Annotated in this window: 23 protein-coding genes; 16 read left to right on the top strand and 7 right to left on the bottom strand. The window is 52.1% G+C overall.

The genetic code is table 11. The features are described from left to right. Positions 1-15: 15 nt before the first annotated feature. From ACLJZ5_RS08050 to ACLJZ5_RS08040, 3 genes are all read right to left on the bottom strand, one after another. Complete coding sequence (locus ACLJZ5_RS08050; RefSeq protein ID WP_000019032.1) at positions 16-900, bottom strand: SDR family oxidoreductase; 885 nt, start codon at positions 898-900, stop codon at positions 16-18. 123 nt (positions 901-1,023) lie between these two features. Next, positions 1,024-1,428, bottom strand: coding sequence for a hypothetical protein (locus ACLJZ5_RS08045; protein ID WP_000665656.1), 405 nt, complete (start codon positions 1,426-1,428; stop codon positions 1,024-1,026). Continuing rightward, entirely contained in the window at positions 1,415-1,825 is a 411-nt protein-coding gene (locus ACLJZ5_RS08040) for a hypothetical protein (RefSeq protein WP_000936444.1), read from the bottom strand. Before ACLJZ5_RS08040 ends, ACLJZ5_RS08045 begins: the two co-directional genes overlap by 14 nt. A gap of 103 nt (positions 1,826-1,928) precedes the next feature. Here ACLJZ5_RS08040 and ACLJZ5_RS08035 point away from each other — a divergent pair, with 103 nt between their 5' ends. From ACLJZ5_RS08035 to ACLJZ5_RS07970, 14 genes are all read left to right on the top strand, one after another. Next, entirely contained in the window at positions 1,929-2,432 is a 504-nt protein-coding gene (locus tag ACLJZ5_RS08035; protein ID WP_001736383.1) for an ESA_00282 family adhesion-associated protein, read from the top strand. A 278-nt stretch (positions 2,433-2,710) separates the two neighbouring features. Further along, entirely contained in the window at positions 2,711-3,205 is a 495-nt protein-coding gene (locus tag ACLJZ5_RS08030) for a TIGR00645 family protein (protein ID WP_000439335.1), read from the top strand. Positions 3,206-3,511: 306 nt separating this feature from the next. Further along, positions 3,512-5,155, top strand: a complete 1,644-nt coding sequence (locus tag ACLJZ5_RS08025) for a methyl-accepting chemotaxis protein (RefSeq protein WP_024797619.1) — start codon at positions 3,512-3,514, stop codon at positions 5,153-5,155. 84 nt (positions 5,156-5,239) lie between these two features. Then, entirely contained in the window at positions 5,240-5,527 is a 288-nt protein-coding gene (locus tag ACLJZ5_RS08020) for a DUF2623 family protein (protein ID WP_001059119.1), read from the top strand. A gap of 189 nt (positions 5,528-5,716) precedes the next feature. Continuing rightward, positions 5,717-6,835: a hydrogenase 2 small subunit gene (gene hybO / locus ACLJZ5_RS08015; protein WP_000145431.1), complete on the top strand. Its 1,119-nt coding sequence runs from the start codon at positions 5,717-5,719 to the stop codon at positions 6,833-6,835. Between the two features lie 2 nt (positions 6,836-6,837). Then, positions 6,838-7,824, top strand: a complete 987-nt coding sequence (hybA, locus tag ACLJZ5_RS08010) for a hydrogenase 2 operon protein HybA (RefSeq protein ID WP_001081721.1) — start codon at positions 6,838-6,840, stop codon at positions 7,822-7,824. Further along, positions 7,814-8,992: a Ni/Fe-hydrogenase cytochrome b subunit gene (gene hybB, locus ACLJZ5_RS08005; protein WP_000017678.1), complete on the top strand. Its 1,179-nt coding sequence runs from the start codon at positions 7,814-7,816 to the stop codon at positions 8,990-8,992. The genes hybA and hybB overlap by 11 nt, the downstream gene beginning before the upstream one ends. After that, complete coding sequence (hybC, locus tag ACLJZ5_RS08000; RefSeq protein ID WP_000083045.1) at positions 8,989-10,692, top strand: hydrogenase 2 large subunit; 1,704 nt, start codon at positions 8,989-8,991, stop codon at positions 10,690-10,692. Before hybB ends, hybC begins: the two co-directional genes overlap by 4 nt. Continuing rightward, a complete protein-coding gene (locus tag ACLJZ5_RS07995; RefSeq protein WP_001221962.1) occupies positions 10,692-11,186 on the top strand; it encodes a HyaD/HybD family hydrogenase maturation endopeptidase in 495 nt (164 codons plus the stop codon). The genes hybC and ACLJZ5_RS07995 overlap by 1 nt, the downstream gene beginning before the upstream one ends. Further along, positions 11,179-11,667 carry a hydrogenase-2 assembly chaperone gene (gene hybE / locus ACLJZ5_RS07990; protein WP_024797620.1) on the top strand — a complete coding sequence of 163 codons (489 nt, stop codon included), beginning with the start codon at positions 11,179-11,181 and terminating at the stop codon, positions 11,665-11,667. The genes ACLJZ5_RS07995 and hybE overlap by 8 nt, the downstream gene beginning before the upstream one ends. After that, the gene (hypA, locus tag ACLJZ5_RS07985) at positions 11,660-12,001 is read left to right on the top strand and encodes a hydrogenase maturation nickel metallochaperone HypA (RefSeq protein WP_000544945.1); all 342 of its coding nucleotides are present in this window, start codon (positions 11,660-11,662) and stop codon (positions 11,999-12,001) included. Before hybE ends, hypA begins: the two co-directional genes overlap by 8 nt. 27 nt (positions 12,002-12,028) lie before the next feature. After that, positions 12,029-12,277, top strand: coding sequence for a hydrogenase maturation factor HybG (gene hybG, locus ACLJZ5_RS07980; RefSeq protein WP_000334887.1), 249 nt, complete (start codon positions 12,029-12,031; stop codon positions 12,275-12,277). Between the two features lie 75 nt (positions 12,278-12,352). Then, the gene (locus ACLJZ5_RS07975) at positions 12,353-13,405 is read left to right on the top strand and encodes an ABC transporter substrate-binding protein (protein ID WP_024797621.1); all 1,053 of its coding nucleotides are present in this window, start codon (positions 12,353-12,355) and stop codon (positions 13,403-13,405) included. After that, positions 13,405-14,118: a molybdate ABC transporter substrate-binding protein gene (locus ACLJZ5_RS07970; protein ID WP_024797622.1), complete on the top strand. Its 714-nt coding sequence runs from the start codon at positions 13,405-13,407 to the stop codon at positions 14,116-14,118. The genes ACLJZ5_RS07975 and ACLJZ5_RS07970 overlap by 1 nt, the downstream gene beginning before the upstream one ends. Positions 14,119-14,182: 64 nt before the next feature. On the opposite strand, the gene yghU is transcribed toward ACLJZ5_RS07970, so the two are convergent. Beyond that, entirely contained in the window at positions 14,183-15,049 is an 867-nt protein-coding gene (gene yghU / locus ACLJZ5_RS07965; protein ID WP_024797623.1) for a glutathione-dependent disulfide-bond oxidoreductase, read from the bottom strand. A 226-nt stretch (positions 15,050-15,275) separates the two neighbouring features. Here yghU and gss point away from each other — a divergent pair, with 226 nt between their 5' ends. Beyond that, positions 15,276-17,132 carry a bifunctional glutathionylspermidine amidase/synthase gene (gene gss, locus ACLJZ5_RS07960; protein WP_000033690.1) on the top strand — a complete coding sequence of 619 codons (1,857 nt, stop codon included), beginning with the start codon at positions 15,276-15,278 and terminating at the stop codon, positions 17,130-17,132. Positions 17,133-17,791: 659 nt separating this feature from the next. Continuing rightward, positions 17,792-18,850: a methyl-accepting chemotaxis protein gene (locus ACLJZ5_RS07955; RefSeq protein WP_410958905.1), complete on the top strand. Its 1,059-nt coding sequence runs from the start codon at positions 17,792-17,794 to the stop codon at positions 18,848-18,850. 299 nt (positions 18,851-19,149) lie between these two features. Here ACLJZ5_RS07955 and uxaC read toward each other — a convergent pair whose 3' ends face one another. The 3 genes from uxaC to uxuA form a co-directional block, all read right to left on the bottom strand. Further along, positions 19,150-20,562, bottom strand: coding sequence for a glucuronate isomerase (gene uxaC, locus ACLJZ5_RS07950; protein WP_024797625.1), 1,413 nt, complete (start codon positions 20,560-20,562; stop codon positions 19,150-19,152). A gap of 11 nt (positions 20,563-20,573) precedes the next feature. Beyond that, positions 20,574-22,046, bottom strand: coding sequence for a fructuronate reductase (locus ACLJZ5_RS07945; protein ID WP_024797626.1), 1,473 nt, complete (start codon positions 22,044-22,046; stop codon positions 20,574-20,576). A gap of 110 nt (positions 22,047-22,156) precedes the next feature. Next, a complete protein-coding gene (uxuA, locus tag ACLJZ5_RS07940) occupies positions 22,157-23,341 on the bottom strand; it encodes a mannonate dehydratase (RefSeq protein WP_000815487.1) in 1,185 nt (394 codons plus the stop codon). Positions 23,342-23,699 lie beyond the last annotated feature (358 nt).

Genomic DNA, 23,699 nt, shown 5'->3' with positions numbered 1-23,699 from the left:
AATCGACTTCATGCGTTAGCCTAAATGCTCCCCGCCGCACACGCCGTGCACTTCTGCGGTAACGTAACTGGATTCCTGGCTTGCCAGATAGACATACACCGGCGCCAGCTCTGCCGGTTGGCCGGCCCGCTTCATTGGCGTCTGCTGACCAAACTGCGGAATTTTATCCTGTGTTTGACCGCCGGAAATTTGCAGCGCTGTCCAGATAGGACCAGGCGCGACAATATTCACACGAATTCCTTTTTCCGCCACCTGTTTCGCCAGGCCACGGCTGTAATTGAGGATTGCCGCCTTGGTTGCCGCATAATCCAGCAGGTGCGGACTGGGCTGATACGCCTGGATAGACGACGTCGTGATAATACTGGCGCCTTTTGGCAGCAGCGGAATCGCTTCCTGGGTTATCCAGAACAGGGCAAAAACGTTAACGGCGAAGGTTTGCTGAAATTGCTCGCTAGTCAGATCTTTTATCTCCGGGATTGCCGTCTGTTTACCGGCCACCAGCGCCAGAATGTCCAGCCCGCCCAGCGCTTCACGCGCCTTATGGACCAGCGAACGGGCGAAAGATTCGTCGCTAAGATCGCCTGGCAATAACACCGCTTTACGGCCGCACTCCTCAATCAGCGCTTTAACCTGCTGGGCGTCCTCTTCTTCCGCTGGCAGATAGTTGATCGCGACATCTGCGCCTTCACGCGCGTAAGCGATAGCGGCAGCACGCCCAATCCCGGAGTCGCCCCCTGTCACCAGCGCCTTACGATCTTTAAGGCGACCACTGCCGACATAACTTTTTTCGCCACAGTCAGGAACAGGCGTCATTTTCGCCTGGACGCCGGGCGCCGGCTGTTTTTGCTTAGGATATTCGCCGGTGTAATACTGCGTGGTAGGGTCGTATAGATGAGACATTGAGCTTCTCCCTTCAGGTTGAACACCCTTTAAGCGTAGACACTTTTACTACCGTAAGAGGGAGAATCAGAACGATCCTTATGCTTCGCCCGTATTCACAACAGAGTTAACTAGCCATGAAGGTTATTTTTCTTGCCGTGCGACGGTGGTGACGTTGCGCGTCCGGTAGTCGCCATCGGAAAGCTTACGCATCAGACGTAAGGTTGCCGTCTCGCGAGCCAGCAGATGCTGCCAGTCACTTTCAAGACGAGACATAATTTTGTCTCGTAATTCAGGATGCTGCTCGATAATGGCATTGATGGTCGCGCCATAAATCTCCTCTTTGACCTGTAACGCATACATCTCCCGTCGGTTTTGCCACTTCAGGCGTACTAACGCCGCCGGTATGGATACCACCTCCTGCGTTACCTTTTCCAGGGTGGCATTTTTGCTGGCGATTAGCGCTGCAAGATTTTGCTTTAAGATAAATTCATCACTTTTATGGTTGTCTAAAGCCAAATAAACGTTATTGTCTTCAACTTCTTTCATCTTTATCTTCCAGTGAATAAAATAGCGGCATATCGGTTTCGCGAGTGATTAAATTAAGCCAAATGGCATTGCCTTTTTCATTTATCATTGCGGTTTTATCCGCCAGTATTTTACTTAGCGTTTGGGCATCAATATCGCCTTCTGCCTGTAGTGCGTTTATCAGGCGGGCAAACGTTTCAATTTTAGCCACACAATACAGACGTTCTTTAATATGACGGTCGCGTTCTTCAAATAATACGTTTCTGTGTTGCCCGGCAGCGTTAGCGCTAATTAAAATATCGGGCTCGTAATCGCTGAGTTTTGTCTTTCCCTTAGGCAAATTTTTACTGTTTTCTGTGGCTTCAGGGGGCGGCGATGACAGGCGAAAATGAGAGGAAACCAGATGCTCAGGAAGCATGACTAAATATCCTTTACGATCAGTGGTATACTATTTTTAATAGTGTAGGTTTCGTTGACAATAACATGGTGTAATTTTAAAATCAAAAAAAATGGAGCCTGCTATGAACAGTATTTTTTATTCTGTTATTATATTGCTATTACTGACCGGCGCGATACTCTTCCTGATGTGGGAGGTTAATAAAAAACGTCCTGGTGGAAAAACCGTAAATTTAAATCAAACTGAACCCATGACAAAGGAAGAGGGTGAAGATCATTTCTCAGTATTAATGAATTCGATAACGCCGGTATGGTACTGGCGCGTTAACCATGAATATATCGATTTCCTTCATGCAACGATAAAACGAATGACAATGACTGAGTTGAATGAAACGCCAGGATTATTTGACGCACAGCGTCGTTGCAGCGACCTTAACTCTGCCGTTTATAAGTATTACGACAATATTAAGAAGCGTTGTCTGAACGGAGAAAAGGTGCCGTATTCGGATTTGGACGTCCTGAATTTACGCCAGTGTTTTCGTGAGTTCAGTCTTGAAGCCTACCCGGCGTTGGTCGCGCTGGTATGGCCGGAATATCAGCGCCCACAGGTTAACCCGGATGAGATTTAGAGCCTATCCCATTAGGGCTATTTTACTTGCCATTTTGGACCTGGGCAGTGCTCGCCAAAACGCGTTAGCGTTTTGAACGCCGCTAGCGGCGGCCCGAAGGGCGAGCGTAGCGAGTCAAACCTCACGTACTACGTGTACGCTCCGGTTTTTGCGCGCTGTCCGTGTCCAAACTGGCTGCGCCAATAACGCCTGGTGGGATAGGCTCTTAACTGCATGTTGATCTGATGTTGCATGGTTGAGATATACTGTTGCTGGTTTTAGTTACCTGACAGGTCCCTATGGAACGCTTTCTTGAAAATGTAATGTATGCGTCTCGCTGGCTGCTCGCGCCGGTGTATTTTGGCCTCTCTTTGGCGCTGATCGCTTTAGCGCTAAAATTTTTCCAGGAAATTCTACACGTTCTGCCGAACGTTTTTGCCCTGGCGGAGGCCGATCTGATTCTGGTGCTGTTATCGCTGGTTGATATGACACTGGTCGGCGGATTGCTGGTAATGGTCATGTTCTCCGGGTATGAGAATTTTGTCTCTCAGCTGGATATCTCTGCGGGCAAGGAGAAGCTGAACTGGCTGGGGAAAATGGATGCGACTTCGCTAAAAAATAAGGTGGCGGCATCGATAGTCGCTATCTCTTCCATTCACCTGTTACGCGTGTTTATGGATGCGAAAAACGTCCCGGATAACAAATTAATGTGGTATGTCATCATCCATCTGACCTTTGTCCTGTCGGCGTTCGTGATGGGCTATCTGGACAGATTGACGCGACATAACCATTGAGCCGCCGTCCACGGCGGGGCAGTCGGGCAAAGGATGCTGAGCCCGGCTGTAAAACAGCGCTTCTTTAACGGCGGATAAGCGTCTCCCTGCAGCCTTACGCAATATTTTTACTACATCTATTCATTTACCCAGTAATAAGACTAAAAGATTTTCTCTGCGTTCACAGATATATAACATCTGCGGGTACGTAAACGGCGATAACTGTAAAAAAATGGAGAATGCATTATATATTCTCCGCGCCTTGCCGATAACGAGAGTGCGTCATCGTCTGATGACTAATCTCTTATATTCAGCAAGGAAATTCATATGCGTTTGCTGCAAAACTTTACTATTCGTATGGTCATGCTGACGATACTGGGACTTTTTTGTCTACTCTGGTCGGGGGTGGGGTTATACAGCGTCCATGCTTTATCCGAAGTTTCGGAAGGAAATGATATTGACCGGCATCTTGTGCGGCAAATGACGGTGCTAAGCCAGGGTAACGATCAATATTTCCGCTTTGTTACCCGCCTTAGCCGCGCGATGGATGTAAAAATCGGCGGCGGCACGCCCGATTTTGCGCCCGCCCGGCAGTCGCTCGAGAATATGCGTCAGAAGCTGGAGGAGATGAAAGCGCTATCGCCAGGGCCGATGAACCCTGATATCTCAAGGGAGGTCTTGTCCAACTGGCAGGCCTTGCTGGAGAAAGGCGTCGTTCCTCAAATGCAACTGGCACAGCAAGGATCGCTGACCGCCTGGAGCGAACATGCCAGTACGGTCACGCCCGCACTCAGTCGCGCGTTCGGCACCAGCGCGGAACGGTTTAGTCATGAAGCTGGCGCCATGCTGGATAACACACGTGTGATGGTCGATGGTAAAACTTATACCATCCGCATCCTGCTTATCACGGCGGTGATTCTGGGCATTGCTATCCTGATTTTTACCGATCGCTATCTGGTTGCAATGATGGTGAAACCGTTGGAGCGCATCCGTCAGCAATTTCAGCGCATCGCGCAAGGCGATCTTAGCCAGCCGATTGAAGCGTTGGGGCGTAACTGCGTAGGCCGGTTGGTGCCGCTACTGCGCGCGATGCAGGACAGTTTACGCGAAGCCGTGAGTACGATCCGCGCCGGAAGCGACAATATCTGGCGCGGCGCGACGGAAATTTCTACCGGTAATAACGATCTCTCTTCCCGAACGGAAGAACAGGCCGCCGCGCTGGAAGAAACTGCCGCCAGCATGGAACAGCTTACCGCAACGGTGAAAATGAACGCCGAACACGCCCGCCAGGCGAGTCAGCTTGCGGATGCCGCCTCGCTAACGGCAGGAAAAGGCGGTGAACTGGTTTCCGATGTGGTAGAAACAATGGACGGTATTTCCGCCAGTTCGCAGCAGATCGCCGAAATTACTACCGTAATTAATAGTATTGCTTTCCAGACCAATATTCTGGCCTTGAACGCAGCGGTAGAAGCGGCCAGAGCGGGCGAGCAGGGACGCGGCTTCGCGGTGGTCGCCGGTGAGGTACGTAACCTGGCCAGCCGCAGCGCGGGGGCGGCGAAAGAAATTGAAGCCTTAATTGGCGAATCGGTACGTCGCGTAGCGCAGGGCGCGCAGTTGGTCCAGGAGACCGGCGCGACGATGGAAGCCATCCTGCGCGGCGTCACGGAAGTGACGACGATTATGAAACAGATCGCATCCGCCTCCGAAGATCAGAGTAAAGGTATCTCTCAGGTTGGCGTGGCGATCACGCAAATGGATAGCGTTACGCAACAAAACGCCGCGCTGGTTGAGCAGGTTTCCGCGGCGGCGGCGGCGCTGGAACGGCAGACGGAGGATTTGCAACGCTCCGTACAGCAGTTCCGGCTTTCCGCTAGTGAGCCGCAACAACGCGTAACGGCGAAAGCGGCGCCTGGCGTTCAGAGAATGGCGTCGGCTCCTGCACAGTCTACTGATGAATGGGTTTCCTTCTGATGTGAAGCAAAAAAGCGCGTAATGCGCTGGCCTTCATTTAACCAGTCGCTATATAATTTATTATATATCGGCTAAGGAGGTCAGATGAATAATCATTTTGGGAAAGGGTTAATGGCTGGGTTGCACGCGCCATATGCATATAGCGCGCATCATGCGGTGAATTTCTGTTCTGAGTATAAACGTGGCTTTGTATTGGGTTTTACACACCGTATGTTCGAAAAGACCGGCGATCGTCAACTTAGCGCGTGGGAGGCCGGAATTCTGACGCGTCGCTATGGTCTGGATAAAGAAATGGTGATGGATTTCTTTAAAGAGAATCATTCCGGGATGGCGGTTCGCTTCTTTATGGCCGGTTATCGACTCGAAGGTTGATCCAACAGGGGTATTATCTTGCTTTAATTAATTACACTATCGCCTCTTCCCTTCGTTTTACTGTTCCGTCGAAGTATTATGGCGCACATAACCATAAAAAAAGTGTGGTAAATGGCGTACCGATCGCAATAACTTCTTCGCGAACAGTGCAAAATAAAAGCCAGGTCTTCGTAACGGAATAACTATAAAATGACTGGAGATAATACTCTCATCACTTCTCACGGCATTAACCGTCGTGATTTCATGAAGCTTTGTGCAGCACTGGCCGCTACTATGGGGCTCAGTAGCAAAGCCGCCGCAGAAATGGCAGAATCGGTATCCAATCCACAGCGTCCGCCCGTTATCTGGATTGGCGCTCAGGAGTGTACCGGTTGTACCGAATCACTGCTTCGTGCTACACACCCAACCGTTGAAAACCTCGTTCTGGAGACCATCTCTCTGGAATACCACGAGGTACTTTCCGCCGCATTCGGTCACCAGGTCGAAGAAAACAAACATAACGCTCTGGAGAAGTATAAAGGGCAATATGTTCTGGTGGTGGATGGTTCTATCCCACTAAAAGATAACGGTATCTACTGCATGGTTGCCGGCGAGCCGATCGTGGATCACATCCGCAAAGCCGCCGACGGCGCAGCTGCGATTATCGCTATCGGTTCCTGCTCGGCATGGGGCGGCGTTGCTGCGGCTGGCGTAAACCCAACCGGCGCTGTCAGTCTGCAGGAAGTCTTACCGGGCAAAACGGTTATCAATATTCCAGGTTGTCCGCCAAACCCGCATAACTTCCTGGCGACCGTCGCGCATATCATCACTTACGGCACGCCGCCGAAGCTGGATACGAAAAATCGTCCAACCTTTGCCTATGGCCGTCTGATTCATGAGCATTGCGAACGTCGTCCACACTTCGACGCAGGCCGTTTTGCCAAAGAATTTGGCGACGAAGGCCACCGTCAGGGCTGGTGTCTCTACCATCTTGGCTGTAAAGGGCCGGAAACCTGGGGCAACTGTTCTACGTTACAGTTCTGTGACGTTGGCGGCGTTTGGCCAGTGGCGATCGGTCATCCTTGCTATGGCTGTAACGAAGAAGGTATCGGCTTCCATAAGGGCATTCACCAGCTTGCTCATGTCGAAAACCAAACTCCGCGTTCAGAGAAACCTGACGTCAATATGAAAGAAGGCGGCAATATCTCTGCGGGCGCTGTCGGTCTGCTTGGCGGCGTAGTCGGTCTGGTTGCCGGCGTCAGCGTGATGGCGGTACGTGAACTGGGGCGTCAGCAAAAGAAAGATAACGCTGACTCACGGGGAGAATAACCGTGAACAGACGTGACTTTATTAAAGCAGCCTCCGGTGGAGCATTGCTGTTGGGCGCCGCGCCGTCTGTCAGCCATGCGGCTGCAGAAAACCGTCCGCCGATTCCAGGTTCGCTGGGCATGCTGTATGACTCCACTCTGTGCGTGGGCTGTCAGGCCTGCGTCACAAAGTGTCAGGATATCAACTTCCCGGCGCGTAACCCGGAAGGGGAGCAGACCTGGTCGAACAACGACAAGCTGTCGCCGTATACCAATAACATTATCCAGGTATGGCGTAGCGGCACGGGCGTGAACAAAGATCAGGAAGAGAACGGCTATGCCTACATCAAGAAACAGTGTATGCACTGCGTTGATCCTAACTGCGTTTCCGTTTGCCCGGTGTCGGCGCTGAAAAAAGATCCGAAAACCGGCATCGTCCACTATGACAAAGATGTCTGCACCGGCTGCCGTTACTGTATGGTTGCCTGCCCGTACAACGTACCTAAGTACGACTACAACAACCCGTTTGGCGCGCTTCACAAGTGTGAGTTGTGTAACCAGAAAGGCGTTGAGCGTCTGGATAAAGGCGGTTTGCCTGGGTGTGTGGAAGTTTGTCCGGCAGGGGCCGTCATTTTCGGTACTCGTGAAGAGCTGATGGCGGAAGCGAAAAAACGTCTGGCCCTCAAACCAGGCAGTGAATATCACTATCCGCGCCAGACGTTGAAAACGGACGACACCTATCTGCATACGGTGCCTAAATACTACCCACACCTCTACGGTGAAAAAGAGGGCGGTGGTACTCAGGTGCTGGTGCTGACAGGCGTTCCTTATGAAGATCTGGATCTGCCGAAGCTGGATGACCTTTCAACCGGAGCGCGCTCCGAGCATGTTCAACACACGCTTTATAAAGGCATGATACTACCCCTGGCTGCGCTGGCGGGCTTAACCGTGCTGGTTCGTCGTAATAGCAAAAACGACCATCACGATGGAGGAGACGATCATGAGTCATGATCCAAAACCGCTGGGCGGAAAAATCATCAGTAAACCGGTCATTATTTTTGGACCGTTAATCGTCCTGTGTATGCTCCTTATCGTGAAGCGTCTGGTCTTCGGGTTGGGCTCCGTTTCCGACCTGAACGGCGGTTTCCCGTGGGGCGTCTGGATTGCCTTTGACCTGTTGATCGGCACCGGCTTTGCCTGCGGTGGTTGGGCGTTGGCATGGGCGGTGTATGTCTTTAACCGTGGGCAATACCATCCGTTGGTGCGCCCGGCGTTGCTGGCAAGCTTGTTTGGTTACTCGCTGGGCGGCCTGTCGATCACTATCGACGTCGGTCGTTACTGGAACCTGCCGTACTTCTACATCCCAGGTCACTTCAACGTGAACTCGGTACTGTTTGAGACGGCGGTCTGTATGACCATCTACATCGGCGTGATGGCGCTGGAGTTTGCGCCTGCCCTGTTTGAACGTCTGGGCTGGAAAGTGTCGCTCAAGCGTCTGAATAAGGTGATGTTCTTTATTATCGCGCTGGGCGCGCTGCTGCCGACGATGCACCAGTCCTCAATGGGGTCATTGATGATCTCGGCGGGCTATAAAGTGCATCCGCTATGGCAAAGCTATGAAATGCTGCCGCTGTTCTCGGTTCTGACCGCGTTTATCATGGGCTTCTCTATTGTCATATTTGAGGGTTCGCTGGTTCAGGCAGGCCTGAAAGGAAACGGTCCGGATGAGAAAAATTTGTTTGTTAAGCTGACGAATACCATCAGCGTGCTGCTGGCGATTTTCGTCGTCCTGCGCTTTGGCGAACTGATTTATCGCGACAAGCTGTCCTATGCGTTTGCCGGCGATTTTTACTCCGCTATGTTCTGGATTGAAGTCGTCCTGATGGTCTTCCCGTTAGTGGTGCTGCGTGTGGCGAAACTGCGTAATGACTCTCGTATGCTGTACCTGTCGGCGCTGAGCGCGCTGTTGGGCTGCGCGACGTGGCGTCTGACCTATTCGCTGGTGGCATTCAACCCGGGTGGCGGCTACCACTACTTCCCAACCTGGGAAGAATTGTTGATTTCTATTGGTTTTGTGGCTATTGAGATTTGTGCATACATCGTACTCATTCGTCTACTGCCGATACTTCCTCCTTTAAAACAAAACGATCATAATCGTCATGAGGCGAGCAAAGCATGAGCCAGAGAATTACTATTGATCCGGTAACCCGTATTGAGGGTCATTTACGCATTGACTGCGAAATTGAGAACGGCGTCGTATCCAAAGCATGGGCGTCCGGCACCATGTGGCGCGGTATGGAAGAGATCGTGAAGAACCGCGATCCGCGCGATGCGTGGATGATTGTGCAGCGTATTTGCGGCGTTTGTACGACAACTCACGCGATCTCCTCCGTTCGTGCGGCGGAAAGCGCGCTGAATATTGATGTTCCCGTCAACGCGCAGTATATCCGTAATATTATTCTGGCGGCGCATACTACCCATGACCATATTGTCCATTTCTACCAGCTCTCTGCGCTGGACTGGGTGGACATTACCTCTGCGCTGAAAGCCGATCCGGAAAAAGCCTCCGCGATGCTGGATGGCGTGTCGAGCTGGCACCTGAACAGCGCGCAAGAGTTCACGAAAGTTCAGAACAAGATCAAGGATCTTGTCGCCAGCGGTCAGTTAGGTATTTTCGCCAACGGCTACTGGGGGCACCCGGCAATGCAGTTACCGCCGGAGGTCAACCTGATTGCGGTCGCTCACTATCTGCAGGCGCTGGAATGTCAGCGTGACGCTAACCGCGTGGTGGCGTTGCTGGGCGGTAAATCGCCGCATATCCAGAACCTGGCGGTCGGTGGGGTGGCGAACCCGATCAATCTCGACAGCATCGGTACGTTGAACCTTGAACGCCTGATGTACATCAAATCGTTTATCGATAAGCTGAGCGATTTTGTCGAGCAGGTGTATAAAGTGGATACCGCAGTCATCGCGGCCTACTATCCGGAATGGCTGGAGCGTGGCAAAGGCGCTGTGAACTACCTGAGCGCGCCGGAATTCCCGACCGACGGTAAAAACGGCAGTTTCCTGTTCCCGGGCGGTTACATTACCAATGCCGATCTGTCGACATACCGTCCGATCACCTCTCACTCCGACGAATTCCTGATTAAAGGTATTCAGGAGAGCGCGAAGCACGCTTGGTATAAAGATGAAGCGCCGCAGGCACCGTGGGAAGGCACTACGATCCCGGCTTACGACGGTTGGTCGGATGACGGTAAATACTCATGGGTCAAGTCGCCGACATTCTACGGCAAAACCGTTGAAGTCGGGCCGTTGGCGAACATGCTGTGTAAACTGGCTGCAGGTCGTGAATCCACCCAGACCAAACTCAATGAAATCATTGCGCTTTATCAGAAGCTGACCGGCAAAACGCTGGAAATGGCGCAACTTCACTCTACGCTGGGTCGTATCATCGGGCGTACCGTTCACTGTTGTGAACTGCAAAACGTATTGCAGGATCAATACAACGCGCTGATTGTAAATATCGGCAAAGGCGATTACACCACGTTTGTGAAGCCGAACATTCCGGCGACGGGCGAGTTCAAAGGCGTGGGCTTCCTGGAGGCGCCGCGCGGTATGCTGTCTCACTGGATGGTGATTAAAGACGGTATTATCAGTAACTATCAGGCAGTGGTGCCATCGACCTGGAACTCAGGTCCGCGTAACTTCAACGATGACGTGGGGCCGTACGAACAGTCGCTGGTCGGTACGCCGATCGCCGATCCGGCGAAGCCGCTGGAAGTGGTACGTACCATCCACTCCTTCGACCCTTGCATGGCGTGCGCGGTGCACGTGGTGGACGCCGATGGCAATGAAGTGGTCTCGGTGAAGGTTTTGTAATGCGGATATTAGTCTTAGGGGTCGGCAATATTTTGCTGACCGATGAAGCCATCGGGGTACGTATTGTTGAAGCGTTAGAGCAACGATACACCCTGCCGGATTTCGTTGAGATTCTAGATGGCGGTACGGCGGGAATGGAACTTCTTGGCGATATGGCGAGTCGGGATCATTTGATCATTGCCGACGCCATCGTGTCGAAAAAGAACGCGCCGGGAACCATTATGGTACTGCGCGACGATGAAGTTCCGGCGCTGTTCACCAACAAAATCTCCCCCCATCAGCTTGGGCTGGCCGACGTATTGTCGGCCCTCCGCTTTACCGGCGAGTTTCCGAAGAAACTGACCCTGGTCGGCGTTATTCCACAGTCGCTGGAACCGCACATCGGCTTAACGCCAACCGTCGAAGCGATGATTGAACCTGCGCTTGAGCAGGTTCTTGCTGCGCTGCGTGAATCCGGCGTCGAAGCAATTCCTAAGGAGACGGCGCATGTCTGAAACGTTTTCCGGATTCGACATGGCGCCCGTCGCCCGGGTTCAGGCGGCGTTTGAAGAGATAGCCCATCGTTCGATGCACGATCTTTCGTTTCTGCATCCGACTATGCCTGTGCATGTCTCTGATTTTACGTTGTTTGAAGGACAATGGACGGGCACGGTAATTACGCCGTGGATGTTAAGCGCATTAATCTTCCCTGGCCCGGACCAGATCTGGCCCGGGCGTACCGTCGGTGAAAAACTCGGTCTGCAATTGCCTTATGGCACGATGACCTTTACCGTTGGCGAACTGGAAGGCGTTTCGCAATATCTTGCCTGCTCGTTGATGTCGCCGCTTTCCCGTAGCCTGTCGCCGGAAGAGGGCGTCCGGCTGGCGGATGACTGCGCGCGGATGCTGTTATCCCTGCCGGTAAGCAATCCTGATGCGCCGCAGACAAGCCGGCGCGCGTTGCTGTTTGGCCGTCGGAGCTGTGAGAATGCATGAGCTGTCTCTTTGCCAAAGCGCCGTTGAAATTATTCAGCAGCAGGCAGAACAGCACGGCGTGGCGCGCGTCACCGGCGTATGGCTGGAGATAGGCGCGCTTTCGTGCGTTGAAGAGCGCGCGGTTCGTTTCAGCTTTGACATCGCCTGCCAGGGGACTTTAGCGCAAGGGTGCGAATTGCACATCGACTACAGACCGGCCCAGGCCTGGTGCTGGGATTGCAGTCAGGTGGTGGAAATTCTCAGGCATGACGCGCAATGTCCGCATTGTCATGGCGATCGCCTGCGGGTGGATACCGGCGATTCGTTGAAAGTAAAAAGTATTGAGGTCGAATAACCCGCATTTTATTTCAGGTGGTTAATTATGTGTATTGGCGTCCCCGGTCAGGTGCTGGCCGTCGGAGATGATATTCACCAGCTTGCGCAGGTGGAAGTGTGTGGCATCAAACGTGATGTCAATATTGCTCTGATTTGTGAAGGTAAGCCAGCCGATCTGATAGGGCAATGGGTATTGGTACACGTTGGTTTTGCGATGAGCATCATTGACGAAGACGAAGCGAAAGCCACGTTAGATGCGCTGCGCCGCATGGAGTACGACATCACCAGCGCGTGATCCCTTAATCACCTCTATTATATCGCTCTATAATCGTTGTATAATTATTTATATATCGATTATGGGGCGAAACCTATGAATAAATTTTTGCGCCAGCTCTCTCTGCTGGCGTTGCTTTTTTGCTGGCCGTTAATGTCACAGGCGGCGCGTACTTTTACCGATCAAATTGGCCGCCAGGTCACGGTTCCCGACACCGTCGACAGAGTGGTGGTGCTCCAGCATCAAACGCTCAATCTCCTTGTACAGATGAATGCCACTGACAAAATCGTTGGGGTCATGGCGAACTGGAAACAGCAATTAGGCGACGGCTATGCGCGTCTGGCGCCGGAACTGGCGCAAAAAGTCTCGCTGGGCGATCTAACGCACGTTGATCCTGAAAAACTGGTGGCGCTGCGCCCGCAGGTGGTGTTTGTCACGAATTACGCTCCGCAGGAGATGATCGACAAGATCAGCCGTCTTGGCATTCCGGTGGTGGCGATTTCGCTGCGCCATGATGTTGCTGGCGAGCAGGCTAAAATGAACCCGACCCTGGCCGATGACGAGCAGGCTTATAATCGCGGGCTGCGTGAAGGAATAACGCTGATTGGCGATATCGTCAATAAACCGCAGGAGGCGAAAGCGCTGATTGAGGCGATGGATAAAGGTCGCAAGATGGTCAGCGACCGTTTGCAGTCGGTTCCTGAAAATGAGCGGGTTCGCGCCTATATGGCGAATCCGGAGCTGACCACCTACGGTTCCGGTAAATATACCGGTCTGATGATGGCCCATGCAGGGGCGCTGAATGTAGCGGCATCCTCGGTGAAAGGCTTTAAGCAGGTGACAATGGAGCAGGTGATCGCCTGGGATCCACAGGTGATCTTTGTCCAGAATCGCTATCCGAAGGTCGTCAATGAGATCCTGCACAATCCCCAGTGGCAGGTCATTGACGCGGTGAAGCATCATCGGGTTTACCTGATGCCGGATTATGCCAAAGCCTGGGGATATCCGATGCCGGAGGCGGTGGGAATCGGCGAACTGTGGATGGCGAAAAAACTCTATCCGGAAAAATTCCACGATATTGACATGCAAAAGGCCGCTAACGACTGGTATCAACGTTTTTACCGTACTGACTATCAGGGCGTACAGTGATGCGAATACTGGCTGCGGGGAGCTTGCGCGTCGTCTGGCCGCAGCTAATGGCGGCGTTTCAGGCGGATGCGGTATGTGATTTCGGTCCGGCGGGGCTGTTACGTGAACGCATCGAAGCGGGCGAAGCGTGCGACTTTTTTGCTTCGGCGAACCTGGCGCATCCGCAGGCGCTGCTGGAAAGCGGGCGGGCGCTGCGGGTCGCGCCTTTTACGACGAACCGTTTGTGTCTGAGCGTGCGGGCACAGGCGATGCGTGAAGGCGAGGACTGGCTGTCGCTGTTAACCCGGCGGGATCTGCGGATCGGCACCTCAACAGCAGGTTGCGATCCTTCCGGCGATTATACGCAGCAGCTTTTTTCGCGGATGGGCAAGGAGGGCGAAGCGGTCCGAAAACGCGCGGTAGCGCTGGTTGGCGGCAGGCAGACTTTGCCGTTACCGGCGGGCCGGCTGGCGGCGGAATGGCTCATCAATCATGATTACACCGATATCTTTATCGGCTATGCCAGCTATGCTCCCAGGCTACGGCTGGTTAATTCGCTGCGAGTGGTTGATATCCCGGAACCTTATAATCCCGTGGCTGAATATGGCTTTGCCTGCCTGAGCGAGCAGGGAAAAACGCTTGCCGACTTTTTACTATCAGCACGGGCGAGGTTGATTCTCATGCAACATGGGTTTAGTGAAGTGCCGAATATGACACACTCGCAGAACGGATAAGCGAAGCGTCAGCAGGGAATACCATGCCGGATGACGACATTACTACCTCATCCGGCCTCATGGTTTAACTTTGACGTTTATCTTCGGTATGGTTTTCGAAGTCGCTGGCGTCATGGCGTTCGTGAAGCTGTTCGTTCAATGGGCCGTTGGTCCGGTTGACAATGCGCCCCCGCTTTAGCGCCGGACGTTCGGCTACCTGTTTCGCCCAGCGTTGTACGTTTTGATAACTTCCGGCATCCAGAAACTCCGCTGCATCATAGACATTCCCCAGCACCACGTTGCCGAACCACGGCCAGATGGCCATATCGGCAATAGTGTACTCTTCTCCCGCGACATACGGGTGGTGAGCTAACTGCTTATCCAGCACGTCCAGCAGACGCTTGGCTTCCATGGTGAAGCGATTAATGGCGTACTCAATTTTTACCGGCGCATAATGATAGAAATGACCGAAACCGCCGCCGAGGAACGGTGCCGCGCCCTGTAGCCAGAACAACCAGTTAAGGGTTTCTGTGCGCTTAGCCAGATCCTGCGGCAGGAAATGGCCAAACTTATCCGCCAGATAAACAAGAATTGCGCCCGACTCAAAAACTCGAATCGGCGGGTTGTGTGAGTTATCGCGCAGCGCCGGGATTTTTGAGTTCGGATTGATGTCAACAAAGCCGCTGGAGAACTGATCGCCCTCGCCGATGCGAATCAACCAGGCGTCATATTCGGCGCCAGTCACGCCCAGCGCCAGGAGTTCTTCCAGCATAATGGTCACTTTCTGGCCGTTAGGCGTCCCCAGCGAATAGAGCTGTAACGGATGTTTGCCGACGGGCAGCGTTTTGTCGTGCGTCGGGCCGGAAACCGGGCGATTAATGTTAGCGAACGCGCCGCCGCCGGATTTATCCCACGTCCAGACTTTTGCGGGTTGATAAGTATTATCTGCCATATTGACCTGCCTTCACAGTGGTGGTGTTGAAGCAGTGTAGCAGCTTGCTAGTCGGACATTTAACCGATTGGGACATTCTGGCGAGTGAAATTTTAACCTTCTGGCCTCAGTGTGCCTTATTGAGGTGTATGATTATGTCGACCTCTGTCCGGTTAGTGTCACAGAGCAGACAATCAGAGCGAAATCACGCCAGGCTGCTCAGGCGGTCTTGTTTTGAGGTAAGTGCATGAGCAAAGGAACCACCAGTCAGGATGCCCCCTTCGGGACATTATTGGGTTACGCCCCCGGCGGCGTAGCGATCTACTCTTCAGATTACAATTCCCTCGATCCGTGGGACGACGACGACGCAGCTTTTCGTAGCTACATCGACGATGAATACATGGGGCATAAATGGCAGTGCGTGGAATTTGCCCGCCGTTTTCTCTTTCTGAATTATGGCGTTGTTTTTACTGACGTCGGCATGGCCTGGGAAATCTTCTCGCTGCGTTTTCTGCGCGAGGTGGTGAATGACAATATTTTGCCTTTGCAGGCCTTCCCGAACGGTTCGCCGCGCGCGCCGGAGGCCGGGGCGCTGCTCATCTGGCAAAAGGGCGGCGAGTTTAACGAAACCGGGCACGTTGCGATTATCACCCAGCTCCTGGATAACAAAATTCGTATTGCTGAGCAAAACGTTATCCACACGCCATTGCCGCCAGGGCAGCAGTGGACTCGCGAACTGGAAATGGTCGTAGAAAACGGGTGTTACACCCTGCGCGACACCTTTGATGACACGACGATTTTAGGCTGGATGATCCAGACCGACGACACGCAATACAGTTTGTCACAGCCTGACATCGCGAATCAGTCGCTGGCGATTCGCGGCGCAAGACTGCCAGAGAAAGGTCAGTTTGACGGTCAGTGGCTGGATGAGCGCGATCCGTTACAAAAAGCCTATGTACAGGCGAACGGACACGTTATCAATCAGGACCCGTACCAGTATTTTACCATCACCGAGAGCGCTGAACAGGAGCTTATCAAAGCGACCAATGAGTTGCATTTGATGTACCTGCACGCTACGGACAAAGTTTTAAAAGACGATAATCTGCTGGCGCTATTCGATATCCCCAAAATTCTTTGGCCGCGTCTGCGCCTCTCCTGGCAGCGCCGTCGTCACCATATGATCACCGGTCGTATGGATTTCTGCATGGATGAACGCGGGCTGAAAGTCTATGAATACAATGCCGATTCCGCATCATGCCATACCGAAGCGGGATTAATTCTCGAAAAATGGGCTGAGCAGGGCTATACCGGTAAAGGGCATAACCCGGCAGAGGGCTTAATTAACGAGCTGGCAGGCGCCTGGAAACACAGTAAAGCGCGTCCTTTCGTCCATATCATGCAGGATGATGATATCGAGGAGGACTATCACGCGCAGTTTATGCAGCAGGCGCTGCATCAGGCCGGCTTCGCGAGCAAAATTCTCCGCGGGCTGGGCGAGTTGCGCTGGGATGACGCCGGGCAGTTGATCGATGGCGACGGACGGCTGGTGAATTGTGTCTGGAAAACCTGGGCGTGGGAAACGGCGATGGAGCAGATACGCGAAGTCAGCGAGACGGAGTATGCCGCAGTACCTATTCGTACCGGGCACCCGGAAAATGAAGTCCGGCTGATTGATGTATTACTGCGCCCGGAAGTGTTGGTGTTTGAACCGCTGTGGACGGTGATCCCGGGTAACAAAGCGATCCTGCCCATCCTGTGGTCGCTCTTCCCGCATCATCGCTATTTGCTCGACACGGATTTTACCGTTAACGATGAGCTGGTGCAGACCGGCTATGCGGTAAAACCGATTGCCGGACGTTGCGGTAGTAATATTGATTTGGTGAGCCATCAGGAAGAACTCCTGGATAAAACCAGCGGCAAGTTCGCCACGCAGAAAAATATCTATCAGCAGTTGTGGTGCCTGCCGAAGGTCGCCGGGAAGTATATTCAGGTCTGTACGTTTACCGTGGGCGGTAACTACGGCGGTACGTGCCTGCGCGGCGATGATTCATTAGTCATTAAAAAAGAGAGCGATATTGAACCGTTAATTGTCATCAAAGCGTAACGGGGTCATTCTCGTCGGGATATCGGCGTGGGTGCCGATATCCCGCCTGTTGTGTTTACCAGCGAACGGCTGTCAGCCTGCCATTTACTGGTAACATATGAGAAATAACATCACAAATTATTCTTAACTTTTCTGACGCAGGCGGTGACGCTCGCCGCGTTGGCGCATCCGTTTCCAGATTTTCGTCTAATCGGTACTTTTTGCGGCCGGTTACGCCGCCCCCTATCCCTTTGGATTTAGGTCATGCCTGTTTGGCTGGTAAACGGACAGCATAATATATTGACGAGTTTAAATGATATTGTTAGTCATATAAAAAGTTTACGTTAGGTTATTTTTCTATTGCAAAAGTTTGCGTTTAAACCCTGTCTGCAATCTTCGGGCCGAGATATAGATACACCTAAGTAAATGCAGTTAATTATTATTATCAGCCTTGTAAATGATATTTGCGTATAAAGCGAAGCGACTTCCATTATGACTATTAATAGTATTGTTGAATAGTTTACTTTGTAATTATTTAAGTTTAGTGGACGTTTTGTCTTATTCTGGTGAACGTATGGTTATGGCAGATGACAGCCGATTTTTCATTATGTTAGCATGAGTTGATAATACTTTATCCAGGCATAGATCAGGATGTCCACATATAATAAGGAGAATGGTATATGTTTAAAAAAGTATTAGGCTTGCGCCACTGGAATAATAATGTTGTAAAAATACCGCCGCCAGCAGCAGAATCTGGCGCTAATGCGTCTGACGTGGTGGTGGATACTCCTGAGCCTTATGAGCGGATACTGTGTCAAAAAATTCTGATGGGGATCTCAACGATCGATATCATTCGTAATGCCATCATTAAGTCCTGTGAGCAGCTCAACATTGAAAAAGAACGCATTAATGAACTTAACGAACAGAATGATAAAGCCAGAAGTTCATTAAAATCGCTCGTGGAATTTATCACCGAAATTGGCACGACTTCATCGGATATTGGCTGTCGTATGGGCGACTTAAATACCTCTTTAACGCAAATTAATGCGTGTATTAAAGAGATACAGAAGATCGCTAACCAGACCAATTTGATAGCGATTAACTCCGCGATCGAGGCCGCGCGCGTAGGGGATGCCGGGCGTGGCTTTAGCGTTATTTCGAAAGAGGTGAAAAACCTGTCCGAAGATGTTAAACACAGTTCGAAAAGCGTCAGTACGTTAACCTCTGTAATCAAAGATAATACGGCCAGAGTGAGTGAGGTGCTGGATAACCAACAGCCGGTTATTGATAATATTACGACTAACATAAATCAAATTGTGGAGTCTATTGGCATCGTCATCGATAAATCGCTGAGCATGAAATCGGTCATGCAGTACATCTCTACGGTGCAGTTTTTGAATATTGTTAAAGTTGACCATGTTATCTGGAAAATGGAAGTCTACAAATTACTCTTAAATAAAGACATAAACAGTAAAATAACGATGCACGATCAGTGTCGGCTGGGGAAATGGTACTACGGTTTTGAAGGGCAGCAGTTTAGCAATTACTACAGTTTCCGTAGTCTGGAAGCGCCGCATAAAGAGGTGCATACCGCTGGTCACTCTGCGCTGAGCTATTTTGCCGCAGGCAATATGAATGCGATGTCGCAAGAACTCGACAGAATGGAGCGATCCAGTAATGAGGTGGTTAACCAGCTGGAAATGCTGGCTGTCGATTTGTTAAAAGAAACCACACTGTGAAGTCATAAGTTATTACCGTATAACCAACAGGAGCCATCATCAACAGGACTGATGTATCACACTTTCTGCACTGGAGTTATTCCGGACAGAGAAAAGAAGCATGACGCAGAAGATGGCTGTGTTTGTTTACCCGAATCACTTACCTTAGTAAGTGATTCGGGATTAATCAGCAACATCTTTGCTTTTTATCGGCGGCCAGACTTTGGCTGGAAAAGTGCGTTACTGCTAAATTTCTCACTCTCTTACCGCCTTCCTGCCCCTCGAAATACCTGAGACCTGTGCTCACAGATTAATAGCGATTATTTAATCGTGAAATAACGTTGGGCATTATTGAAGCAGATATCCTGAACCATACGGCTTAGCATCGCTTCATCATCAGGAATCTCTCCGTCCTGCGCCCACTGTCCCAGCAGGTTACAGAGAATACGACGGAAATATTCATGTCGCGTATAAGAAAGGAAACTGCGGGAGTCGGTCAGCATCCCGACAAACTGACTTAACAGTCCCATTTGCGACAGTTGCTCCAGTTGGCGCAGCATCCCGTCTTTCTGATCGTTAAACCACCAGCCGGAACCAAACTGCACTTTTCCGGCAATTCCCGGCCCCTGGAAGTTACCGATCATGGTCGCCAGGACTTCGTTATCACGTGGGTTCAGGCAATAGAGGATAGTCTTGGGCAGTTCATTGGTCACATCCATACTGTCGAGCAAACGGGAGAGCGCCCAGCTAATGTTATTATCGCCAATGGAGTCAAAGCCGGTATCCGGCCCCAGCAGGCGGAACATCCGGGTATTATTGTTACGGATCGCGCCAATATGTAGCTGCATCACCCAGCCGCGTGCGGCGTACTGACGGCCCAGCCAGACCAGCACCGCCGTGGTAAACTGGGCGATCTCAAGTTCGCTCAGCGTTTCGCCAGTCAGACGTTTGCCCAGAATGGCGTCAAGCTGTGCGTCGTCGGGTACTGGCGCAAATCGCAGCGTTTCAATGCCATGATCCGACGCGCGGCAGCCGCAGGCGGCGAAATGGTCGAGACGGCGAGTGAGCGCCTGACGTAAATCGTCGAAACGGGTAATGCTGACATCTGCCGCCGCTTCCAGTTTCCCCAGGTAATCGACAAAGCCGTCCAGTTCGATTTTGAAAGCTTTGTCGGGGCGCCAGCTTGGCGCGACTTCAATATCAATGCTGTCGTCGGCGGCTATCTGGCGGTGATATTCCAGAGAATCTATCGGGTCGTCGGTGGTTCCGACCATCCGCACATTCATCTGCTGCATAATACCGCGCGCGGAAAAAGCCGGCGTCGCCAGTTTCTCATTACACTGCGTCCAGATACTTTCTGCGGTATCCGGTCCGAACAGCGTACCTGTAATGCCAAATGGACGGCGTAGTTCAAGGTGCGTCCAGTGATACAGCGGATTACCCAGCGTTTTTGGTACGGTATTGGCCCAGGCCATATATTTTTCATAATCGCTGGTCTCTTTGCCGGTGATCAGCGACTCATCCACGCCTGCGCTTCGTAGCGCTCGCCATTTATAGTGGTCACCTTCCAGCCAGATCTGACCGAGGTTATCGAAACGGCGATCGTCGGCGATTTCCTGCGGACTTAAATGGCAGTGGAAGTCATAAATCGGCATGGGCGCGGCGTATTTATGGTACAGCGTGCGGGCAATGTCGTTTTTAAGTAGAAAATCTTCAGTCATAAACGTAGCCATGATTTATCTCCTTACTTAGCCAGCGCTTCTACCGTGGCTTTCGCGCCATTCTGCAATAGCTGTTGGTAAGCGTCGGTAACGGCTTGCACAAATTCGTGGTTCTTCGGCAGGTCGCTGCCAAAGATAGACTCGATGGCCAGTAGCCCGCGAACGCGTTCTTCCGGCGTCTGATATTGCTGATGAATCGCCTGATACTGCGCGAGCAGCGGATCGACGACATCAATGGTTTTACCTTGTTCATCGATACCGCCGACGTAACGCATCCATCCGGCGACGCCCAGCGTCAGGCGGCGATAGTCATCGCCCTGTTGCAAGTGCAGACGTACCGGGTCCAACAAACGCTGCGGCAGTTTCTGACTGCCATCCATCGCGATCTGCCAGGTGCGATGTTTCAACGAGGGGTTAGTGAAACGCGCGATCAACAAATTCGCATACCCTTCCAGATCGGTGCCTTCCGGCATTGACAACGTCGGCGCTTGTTCATCAAGCATCAGCGCCAGCGCCGCGCGACGGTAAGCCGGGTTGGTCATGGTATCGGCGATAGTGTCATACCCGCCGAGATAACCCAGATAGGCGAGGAAAGAGTGGCTGCCGTTAAGCATACGCAGCTTCATCATCTCAAACGGTACGACGTCTGCAACGAATTGCGCGCCGACGGTGTCCCAGTCCGGGCGACCATTCACAAAGTTATCTTCGATGACCCACTGGCGGAAGGGTTCGCAGGCGATAGCGCAAGGATCATAAACCCCTAACTGGTCGGCAACCAGCTGTAGCGTCTCTCCGGTCGCTGCCGGAACAATGCGGTCAACCATGGTGCAGGGGAAGGTCACATTGTCGGCAATCCATGCGGCGAGGGCGGCATCGCGAGCTTTTGCCAGGCCGAGGACGGCAGCCTTCGCGACGTGACCATTCTCGCGTACGTTATCGCACGACAGCACGGTAAAAGCTTTCAGTCCTTGCTCCCGGCGCATGTTTAGCGCTTCGACAATATAGCCAATGGCGGATTTAGGCTGCTGTGGATGGGCAAGATCGTTTTGGATCAGCGGGTTATTGACATCAAGCTCGCCGCTGGCGGGGTCGGTGCAGTAGCCTTTTTCGGTCACGGTTAAGGAGACGATGGCGGTTTCCGGGCGCGCCATTGCCGCCAGAATCCCTGCATGGCCGTCGAATTCAGGGTGCAACGCTTCTTTCATTGAACCAATAATTTTCAGTTCGGTGCTTTCTGCGCCGCGTTCTGCAACGGTGTACAGCAGATTTTGCGCTTTCAGGTTCGCGATCAGCCGCGCGTCGTTACCCGGCATCAGGTTCACTTCACAAATGCCCCAGTCGCTGTCGCTCTTTTCCAGTAAATGATGGGTAAAGAGCGCCTGGTGCGCGCGGTGAAACGCCCCGCAGCCCAGATGCACAATACGGGATACCAGACGTGATTTGTCCCAGTTTGGGCGGGCGACGGAAACCTGGGCGGTGGCGATATTCTGTTCCATTGCAAACTCCTGTCATTCGACGTCTTCGCCCACGATCTCCGGGGCGAGGCATGTTGCTATTGCATTGAGTAGGGGAAATCGCATGACGCGTCGCGCCATGCGAAAGAAGGTTATTTGCTAAAGAAAGCGCGCTGGATAGCCAGTTCGACGCCGCGGACTTCCGCAAGCCCTTTCAGACGGCCAATGGCGGAATAACCCGGATTCGTTTTCTTCTTCAGATCGTCCAGCATCTGATGACCGTGGTCCGGGCGCATTGGGATCAGATCGTCGCTACCTTCGGCTTTACGACGGTGCTCTTCTTCCACAATCGCTTTAACGACTTCATACATATCCACATCGCCGTGCAAATGGGCGGCCTCGTGGAAGGTCTTCGGATTCTCTTCGCGCAGCGTAGAACGCAGATGCGTAAAGTAGATGCGCGGACCAAATTGCTTGATCATATCAACCAGATCGTTGTCGGCGCGCACGCCGTAAGATCCGGTACACATGGTGAAGCCGTTCGCCATGCTATTAACGGTTTCCACCATCCATTGCATGTCTTCAATGGTAGAGACAATGCGCGGCAGGCCGAGAATAGGGCGCGGCGGATCGTCAGGGTGAACGGCCATACGCACGCCAACCTCGTCGGCAACCGGAATAATGGCTTTCAGGAAATAGGCAAAATGTTCACGCAGTTTTGCTTTATCGATATCTTTATACGTCGCCAGGTGTTGACGGAACTGATCCAGCGTATAGCCTTCTTCCGCGCCAGGTAAACCGGCAATAATGTTGCGGGTCAGACGTGCTTTGTCTTCCTCGCTCATGGTGGCGAAACGCCGCTCTGCCTGAGCAATCTCTTCTGCCGTATAGTCGGCTTCTGCTCCCGGACGCTTCAGGATGTGCAGTTCGAACGCGGCGAATTCAATCTGGTCAAAACGCAACGCTTTTGAACCATCCGGCAATACGTATTCCAGATCCGTACGTGTCCAGTCCAGCACCGGCATAAAGTTATAGCAAACCGTATAGATACCGCATTGCGCCAGGTTACGCAGCGTTTGCTGGTAGTTTTTGATCCATAAATCGTACTGACCGGTGTGGGTTTTGATGTCTTCGTGGATAGGTACGCTCTCTACCACAGACCACTCCAGACCCGCCTCTTCAACGATTGCTTTACGTTTCTGGATCTCGTCTACCGACCAAATTTCTCCATTCGGGATATGGTGTAACGCCGTTACCACGCCGGTTGCGCCAGCCTGGCGTACATCTGACAGCGTTACCGGGTCGTTAGGTCCGTACCAGCGCCAGGTTTGTTTCATATCTCGTTTCCTCTTCTTGCGATAACGTCTTCGTGGTTGACCCATTGCCAGCCAACATCGAAACGTGCTTTGTAAACCCGTTCTGCCCCCTAAATTCAACCAAAATTTTTCTCATGTCAACCTTATTGTCTAAATTGGCTAACCAAATCACAAATATCATCATTCACGGTCTGCCAATTTTATTTATTTGATCTGTGTCAATTTTTGCTGGGTGAAAAGCATTCACCATTCAACTTGAAATGAGTTGATGTATTTATTTCAAGAATATTAAGGGCGGGAGTTGCCGCCAGATTTTGACCGGTCCGGATGCGAAAATATTGATTGGTCAACCAATTTTTGTGATTTCAGTTTTCCCGCT

Origin of the sequence: Salmonella sp. 5800, assembly GCF_046558195.1 — a bacterium.
Classification (GTDB): Bacteria; Pseudomonadota; Gammaproteobacteria; order Enterobacterales; family Enterobacteriaceae; genus Salmonella; species Salmonella enterica.
Note: the sequence above shows the minus strand (reverse complement) of the source record. Positions and strands in the feature narration are given on the sequence as shown.

What these genes read in the sequence shown, in the direction of transcription:
- hybB (WP_000017678.1), top strand. Translation starts at nt 7,814, where the DNA reads ATGAGTCATGATCCAAAACCGCTGGGCGGAAAAATCATCAGTAAACCG.
- ACLJZ5_RS07970 (WP_024797622.1), top strand. Translation starts at nt 13,405, where the DNA reads ATGCGAATACTGGCTGCGGGGAGCTTGCGCGTCGTCTGGCCGCAGCTA.
- hybE (WP_024797620.1), top strand. Translation starts at nt 11,179, where the DNA reads ATGTCTGAAACGTTTTCCGGATTCGACATGGCGCCCGTCGCCCGGGTT.
- ACLJZ5_RS08035 (WP_001736383.1), top strand. Translation starts at nt 1,929, where the DNA reads ATGAACAGTATTTTTTATTCTGTTATTATATTGCTATTACTGACCGGC.
- ACLJZ5_RS07975 (WP_024797621.1), top strand. Translation starts at nt 12,353, where the DNA reads ATGAATAAATTTTTGCGCCAGCTCTCTCTGCTGGCGTTGCTTTTTTGC.
- ACLJZ5_RS07955 (WP_410958905.1), top strand. Translation starts at nt 17,792, where the DNA reads ATGTTTAAAAAAGTATTAGGCTTGCGCCACTGGAATAATAATGTTGTA.
- ACLJZ5_RS08025 (WP_024797619.1), top strand. Translation starts at nt 3,512, where the DNA reads ATGCGTTTGCTGCAAAACTTTACTATTCGTATGGTCATGCTGACGATA.
- ACLJZ5_RS07945 (WP_024797626.1), bottom strand. Translation starts at nt 22,046, where the DNA reads ATGGAACAGAATATCGCCACCGCCCAGGTTTCCGTCGCCCGCCCAAAC.
- ACLJZ5_RS08020 (WP_001059119.1), top strand. Translation starts at nt 5,240, where the DNA reads ATGAATAATCATTTTGGGAAAGGGTTAATGGCTGGGTTGCACGCGCCA.
- yghU (WP_024797623.1), bottom strand. Translation starts at nt 15,049, where the DNA reads ATGGCAGATAATACTTATCAACCCGCAAAAGTCTGGACGTGGGATAAA.
- ACLJZ5_RS08040 (WP_000936444.1), bottom strand. Translation starts at nt 1,825, where the DNA reads ATGCTTCCTGAGCATCTGGTTTCCTCTCATTTTCGCCTGTCATCGCCG.
- hybG (WP_000334887.1), top strand. Translation starts at nt 12,029, where the DNA reads ATGTGTATTGGCGTCCCCGGTCAGGTGCTGGCCGTCGGAGATGATATT.
- ACLJZ5_RS07995 (WP_001221962.1), top strand. Translation starts at nt 10,692, where the DNA reads ATGCGGATATTAGTCTTAGGGGTCGGCAATATTTTGCTGACCGATGAA.
- uxuA (WP_000815487.1), bottom strand. Translation starts at nt 23,341, where the DNA reads ATGAAACAAACCTGGCGCTGGTACGGACCTAACGACCCGGTAACGCTG.
- gss (WP_000033690.1), top strand. Translation starts at nt 15,276, where the DNA reads ATGAGCAAAGGAACCACCAGTCAGGATGCCCCCTTCGGGACATTATTG.
- ACLJZ5_RS08030 (WP_000439335.1), top strand. Translation starts at nt 2,711, where the DNA reads ATGGAACGCTTTCTTGAAAATGTAATGTATGCGTCTCGCTGGCTGCTC.
- hybO (WP_000145431.1), top strand. Translation starts at nt 5,717, where the DNA reads ATGACTGGAGATAATACTCTCATCACTTCTCACGGCATTAACCGTCGT.
- ACLJZ5_RS08050 (WP_000019032.1), bottom strand. Translation starts at nt 900, where the DNA reads ATGTCTCATCTATACGACCCTACCACGCAGTATTACACCGGCGAATAT.
- hypA (WP_000544945.1), top strand. Translation starts at nt 11,660, where the DNA reads ATGCATGAGCTGTCTCTTTGCCAAAGCGCCGTTGAAATTATTCAGCAG.
- uxaC (WP_024797625.1), bottom strand. Translation starts at nt 20,562, where the DNA reads ATGGCTACGTTTATGACTGAAGATTTTCTACTTAAAAACGACATTGCC.
- hybC (WP_000083045.1), top strand. Translation starts at nt 8,989, where the DNA reads ATGAGCCAGAGAATTACTATTGATCCGGTAACCCGTATTGAGGGTCAT.
- ACLJZ5_RS08045 (WP_000665656.1), bottom strand. Translation starts at nt 1,428, where the DNA reads ATGAAAGAAGTTGAAGACAATAACGTTTATTTGGCTTTAGACAACCAT.